Annotated in this window: 4 protein-coding genes; 3 read left to right on the plus strand and 1 reads right to left on the minus strand. The window is 59.7% G+C overall.

Features of this window, described 5'->3' with window-relative positions; genetic code table 11:
* The first annotated feature begins 164 nt into the window (after window positions 1-164).
* A complete protein-coding gene (locus ACRESJ_RS00805; protein WP_431756177.1) occupies window positions 165-1,505 on the plus strand; it encodes a substrate-binding domain-containing protein in 1,341 nt (446 codons plus the stop codon).
* Window positions 1,506-1,622: 117 nt separating this feature from the next.
* Here the strand turns inward: ACRESJ_RS00805 and ACRESJ_RS00810 are convergent, their stop codons facing one another.
* Complete coding sequence (locus tag ACRESJ_RS00810) at window positions 1,623-2,852, minus strand: acyl-CoA dehydrogenase (RefSeq protein WP_431756178.1); 1,230 nt, start codon at window positions 2,850-2,852, stop codon at window positions 1,623-1,625.
* A 177-nt stretch (window positions 2,853-3,029) separates the two neighbouring features.
* On the opposite strand from ACRESJ_RS00810, the gene ACRESJ_RS00815 reads away from it, so the two are divergent.
* Together ACRESJ_RS00815 and ACRESJ_RS00820 are read left to right on the plus strand one after the other, a co-directional pair.
* The gene (locus tag ACRESJ_RS00815; protein WP_431756179.1) at window positions 3,030-3,959 is read left to right on the plus strand and encodes a LysR family transcriptional regulator; all 930 of its coding nucleotides are present in this window, start codon (window positions 3,030-3,032) and stop codon (window positions 3,957-3,959) included.
* Window positions 3,960-4,165: 206 nt separating this feature from the next.
* Entirely contained in the window at window positions 4,166-4,567 is a 402-nt protein-coding gene (locus tag ACRESJ_RS00820; RefSeq protein WP_431756180.1) for a MerR family transcriptional regulator, read from the plus strand.
* Window positions 4,568-4,636 lie beyond the last annotated feature (69 nt).

Here is a 4,636-nt window from a genome sequence, read left to right on the forward strand (position 1 = left end):
AGCTTGCTCGCGATGAGGGCGTGTCAGTCGACATCATTGTCACTGAACCACCGCTATCGCGAGCAAGCTCGCTCCCACAGGGGACCACCACTGCAATCTGTCATTTTTCGGAAACCTTACTGACTTAATCTCCCGACACCTCCTTTGGCTATAAAGGTGCCGGCATGATGCTGCGCGTGTTGTTCCTGTTGATGCTGTGCATGGGCTTGCCGCAGGCGGCCTCGGCCGGCGACTTGCCGACACCCGAACACGGCCCGGTGCTGCGCATTCAGGGTTCCAACACCATCGGCGCGGCATTGGGGCCGGCGCTGGTCGAGGGGTTGCTGAGCGCACAGGGCTTGCGCAGGATTCACCGCGAAACCCCGGACACTGCCAACGAACTGCGCATTGTCGGCGAAACCGTCCTGGGCCGTCGGATCGTGGTGGAGGTGGCCGCCCATGGTTCCAGCACCGGTTTCACCGCGTTAAAAGCAGCCAGTGCCGATCTGGCCGCCTCATCGCGACCGATCAAGGACAGCGAACTGGCCAGCCTGCAATCCCTCGGTGACCTGAAAAGTCCGAGCGCCGAACAGGTCATCGCCATCGACGGCCTGGCGATCATCCTTCACCCGGACAATCCGCTGAATCAACTCGACACCGTGCAGCTGGCGCGCATTTTCAGTGGCGAGGTGAAGACCTGGGAAGACATCGGCGGCCGTGGCGGGCCGATTCATCTGTATGCGCGGGATGATCAGTCCGGGACCTACGACACCTTCAAGGAACTGGTCCTCAGTGGTCGTGGGAAAACCCTCGGCAGCGCGGCGAAACGCTTCGAGTCCAGCGAACAACTGTCCGATGCGGTCAGCGCAGATCCACAAGGCATCGGTTTCATCGGTTTACCCTACGTGCGCCAGGCCAGGGCCGTGGCCATTGTCGACGGTCAATCGCAAGCCATGCTGCCGCTCAACAGCCTGATTGCCACGGAAGACTATCCGCTGTCCCGTCGCTTGTTCTTCTACCTGCCACCCAACGAAAAAAATCCCTGGGCCAAAGCCCTGGTAGCCTTTGCCCAAAGCACTGACGGTCAGGCCATTGTGGCCGCCAACGGCTTTATCGCCCAAACCGTCCAGGCCATGGCCGTGACGCCCAATGCGCTGATGCCCGAGGGTTATCAGGCGCTGAGCCGTCACGCGCAACGGCTGTCGGTGAACTTTCGTTTCGAAGAAGGCAGCGCCACCTTGGACAACAAGGCCCGACAGGACCTGTGGCGGGTGCTCGACTATCTAAAGCAGCACGGCAAGAGCGATGGGCAAGTCACGCTGGTGGGGTTTGGCGATGCCAAGAGCGACCCGGCGCGCGCCGATCTGTTGTCAAAACTGCGGGCCATGGCGGTACGGCGGGAGTTGGTGAAGAGCGGCGTGGTGTTTCGCGAGATTCGCGGATTCGGTGCCGAAATGCCGGTGGCGGCCAATAGCGCCGATGAGGGAAGGATCAGGAATCGGCGGGTTGAGGTTTGGGTGTATTGAATCTGATGTTGCTGTGTTGAGCCGGCTGACGCCATCGCGAGCGGGCTCACTCCTACATAGGTCACACTAAACCTGTGGGAGCGAGCCTGCTCGCGATGAACGATAACGCGGTGCCTGTCAGTGCCCGCTACGCATCATTTCCTTCGGCACATACTTGCCGATCTCGAACTTGCCAATCGCCGCACGGTGTACTTCGTCCGGGCCGTCGGCCAGGCGCAGGGTGCGCTGCATCGCATACATGTAGGCCAGCGGGAAATCGTTGGAAACCCCTGCCCCGCCATGGATCTGGATCGCCCGGTCGATCACCCGCAACGCAACGTTTGGCGCGACGACCTTGATCTGCGCGATCTCGCTGCGGGCCACTTTGTTGCCAACCGTGTCCATCATGTACGCCGCCTTCAGTGTCAGCAGGCGTGCCATGTCGATTTCCATCCGTGAGTCGGCGATCTTGTCGACGTTACCGCCCAGCCGTGCCAGGGGTTTGCCGAATGCAGTACGGCTCACCGAGCGTTTGCACATCAGTTCCAGCGCACGCTCGGCCATGCCGATCGAACGCATGCAGTGGTGAATCCGGCCCGGGCCAAGGCGACCTTGAGCAATTTCGAAGCCACGGCCTTCGCCCAGCAGGACGTTTTCGTACGGCACCCGGACATTTTCAAACAGCACTTCGGCGTGACCGTGGGGAGCGTCGTCGTAGCCGAACACCGGCAGCGGACGCAGGATTTTTACCCCGGGTGTGTCCACCGGCACCAGAATCATCGAGTGCTGAGCGTGACGTGGCCCGTCCGGATTGCTCAGCCCCATGAAAATCAGGATTTTGCAGCGCGGGTCGCAAGCACCCGACGTCCACCATTTCTTGCCGTTGATCACCCACTCGTCGCCGTCGCGCACCGCACGGGCGGCCATGTTGGTGGCGTCGGAGGATGCGACATCCGGTTCGGTCATGGCGAATGCCGAGCGGATCTCGCCGCGCAGCAAGGGCTCGAGCCAGCGTTGTTTCTGCTCTTCGTTGGCGTAACGCACCAGCACTTCCATGTTGCCGGTGTCCGGTGCCGAGCAGTTGAACGGCTCTGGCCCCAGCAGCGAACGGCCCATGATTTCCGCCAGTGGCGCGTATTCGAGGTTGGTCAGGCCGGCACCCAGTTCTGACTCAGGCAGAAACAAATTCCACAGGCCTTCGGCCTTGGCCTTGACTTTGAGCTCCTCCATGATCGCGGTCGGCTGCCAGCGATCGCCTTCGGCGACCTGGCGCTCGAACACGGCTTCGGCCGGATAAACGTAGGTGTCCATGAACGCTGTTACGCGCTCACGCAGTTCCTGAACCTTGGGCGAATAAGCGAAATCCATGAGCGAGATACCTTCTTGGGGGAGGTTGTTTTAGGTCATGTATCGATGCTAGAACAGCGTTGATAATTTACCTAGCCTATTCTCGGCGTGTATAAACATTCATCACCGATATATGATCGACTGATCATCACCACCAGCCCACCCACACATAAGCCCACAGAATAAGAGAGTCGCGTTATGAATCTGAGCAAGGTCGATCTCAACCTTTTCATCGTCTTCGACGCGATCTACACGGAAGCCAACCTGACGCGCGCCGGGCAGATTGTCGGAATTACCCAGCCAGCGGTTTCGAACGCACTGGCTCGTCTGCGCGAAACCTTCAACGACCCGCTGTTCGTGCGTACCGCCCAGGGCATGGTGCCCACGCCGATGGCGCAGAACATCATCGGCCCGGTGCGTAACGCCCTTTCGCTGCTGCGCGTTTCCGTACAGGAAAGCCGCATCTTCAACCCGCAACAGGCGGTGAAGACCTATCGCATCAGCATGACCGACCTCACTGAAGCGATCATTCTGCCGCCACTGTTCCAGCGCCTGCGCCGCCTCGCGCCCACGGTGATCATCGAAAGTTTTCTGTCCAAACGCCGCGAGACCACCAAGGAACTGGCGGCTGGTCGCCTCGATTTCGCGGTGGATGCACCGCTCAACACCGACCCGCAAGTGCGCCACGTCAAGTTGATGGAGGACCGTTACGTGTGTGCCATGCGCAAGGGGCATCCACTGGCGGGCAAGGAAAAACTCTCCCTCGACGACTACCTGGGGTTGACCCACATTCATATTTCCAGCCGTCGCAGCGGCCTCGGTTATGTCGATCTCGCATTGGGCAAGATGGGCATCCAACGCAAGATCGCCTTGCGCTCCCAGCACTATTTGATGGCATCACAGGTGATGCAGCAGACCGACATGGTCATGACCGTGCCGGAACGCTTTGCCCGTCGAAATGATCTGCACTCGTTCAATCTGCCCGTCAACGATGTGCCGCCGGTGGAAACCCATCTCTACTGGCACGAAAGCACCGACCAGGACCCGGCCAACCGCTGGATGCGCGAGCAGATGATCGAGTTGTGCCAGCAGGTGACGGCGCATGAGAAGAAGCTGGAAAAGGTGTAAGACGCTACACCGCGTTATCGTTCTTCGCGAGCGAGCCCGCTCCCACACTGGATCTTCAGTGGACACGATACTTGTGTCCGACACAGATCCCTGTGGGAGCGGGCTTGCCCGCGAAGAGGCCCTCAAGAACACTGAAACTTCACGCCCCTTGACGTATACGTCAACCTACCTTTAGCTTAGCGTCATGACCTTTCGTGAGCGCTTCCATGAGCAGCCAGACCTACAGCATTTCCGACCTCGCCCGCGAGCTCGACATCACCACCCGGGCGATTCGTTTTTATGAAGAGCAAGGCCTGCTCAGCCCCGAACGCCGGGGCCAGGAACGCATCTACTCGCCACGGGACAAGGTCAGTCTGAAACTGATCCTGCGGGGCAAGCGCATTGGCTTTTCACTGGCCGAATGCCGGGAGTTGATCGAGCTCTACGATCCCTCCAGCGGTAACACCAAGCAACTGCACAGCATGTTGGCGAAGATCAGCGAACGCCGGCAGCAGCTGGAGCAGCAGTTGCTCGACATCGAACAGATGAAGCTGGAGCTTGATACCGCCGAAGAACGCTGCGTGCAGGCGCTGGAGCAAACCCTCAAAAATCAGGAATCGGTTCAGTAATTAGACACAATTCCCTGTGGGAGCGGGCTTGCTCGCGAATGCGGTGTGTCATTCAACATTAGTAGTGAC

Source organism: Pseudomonas sp. (assembly GCF_050739655.1).
In the GTDB taxonomy this organism is placed as follows: Bacteria; Pseudomonadota; Gammaproteobacteria; order Pseudomonadales; family Pseudomonadaceae; genus Aquipseudomonas.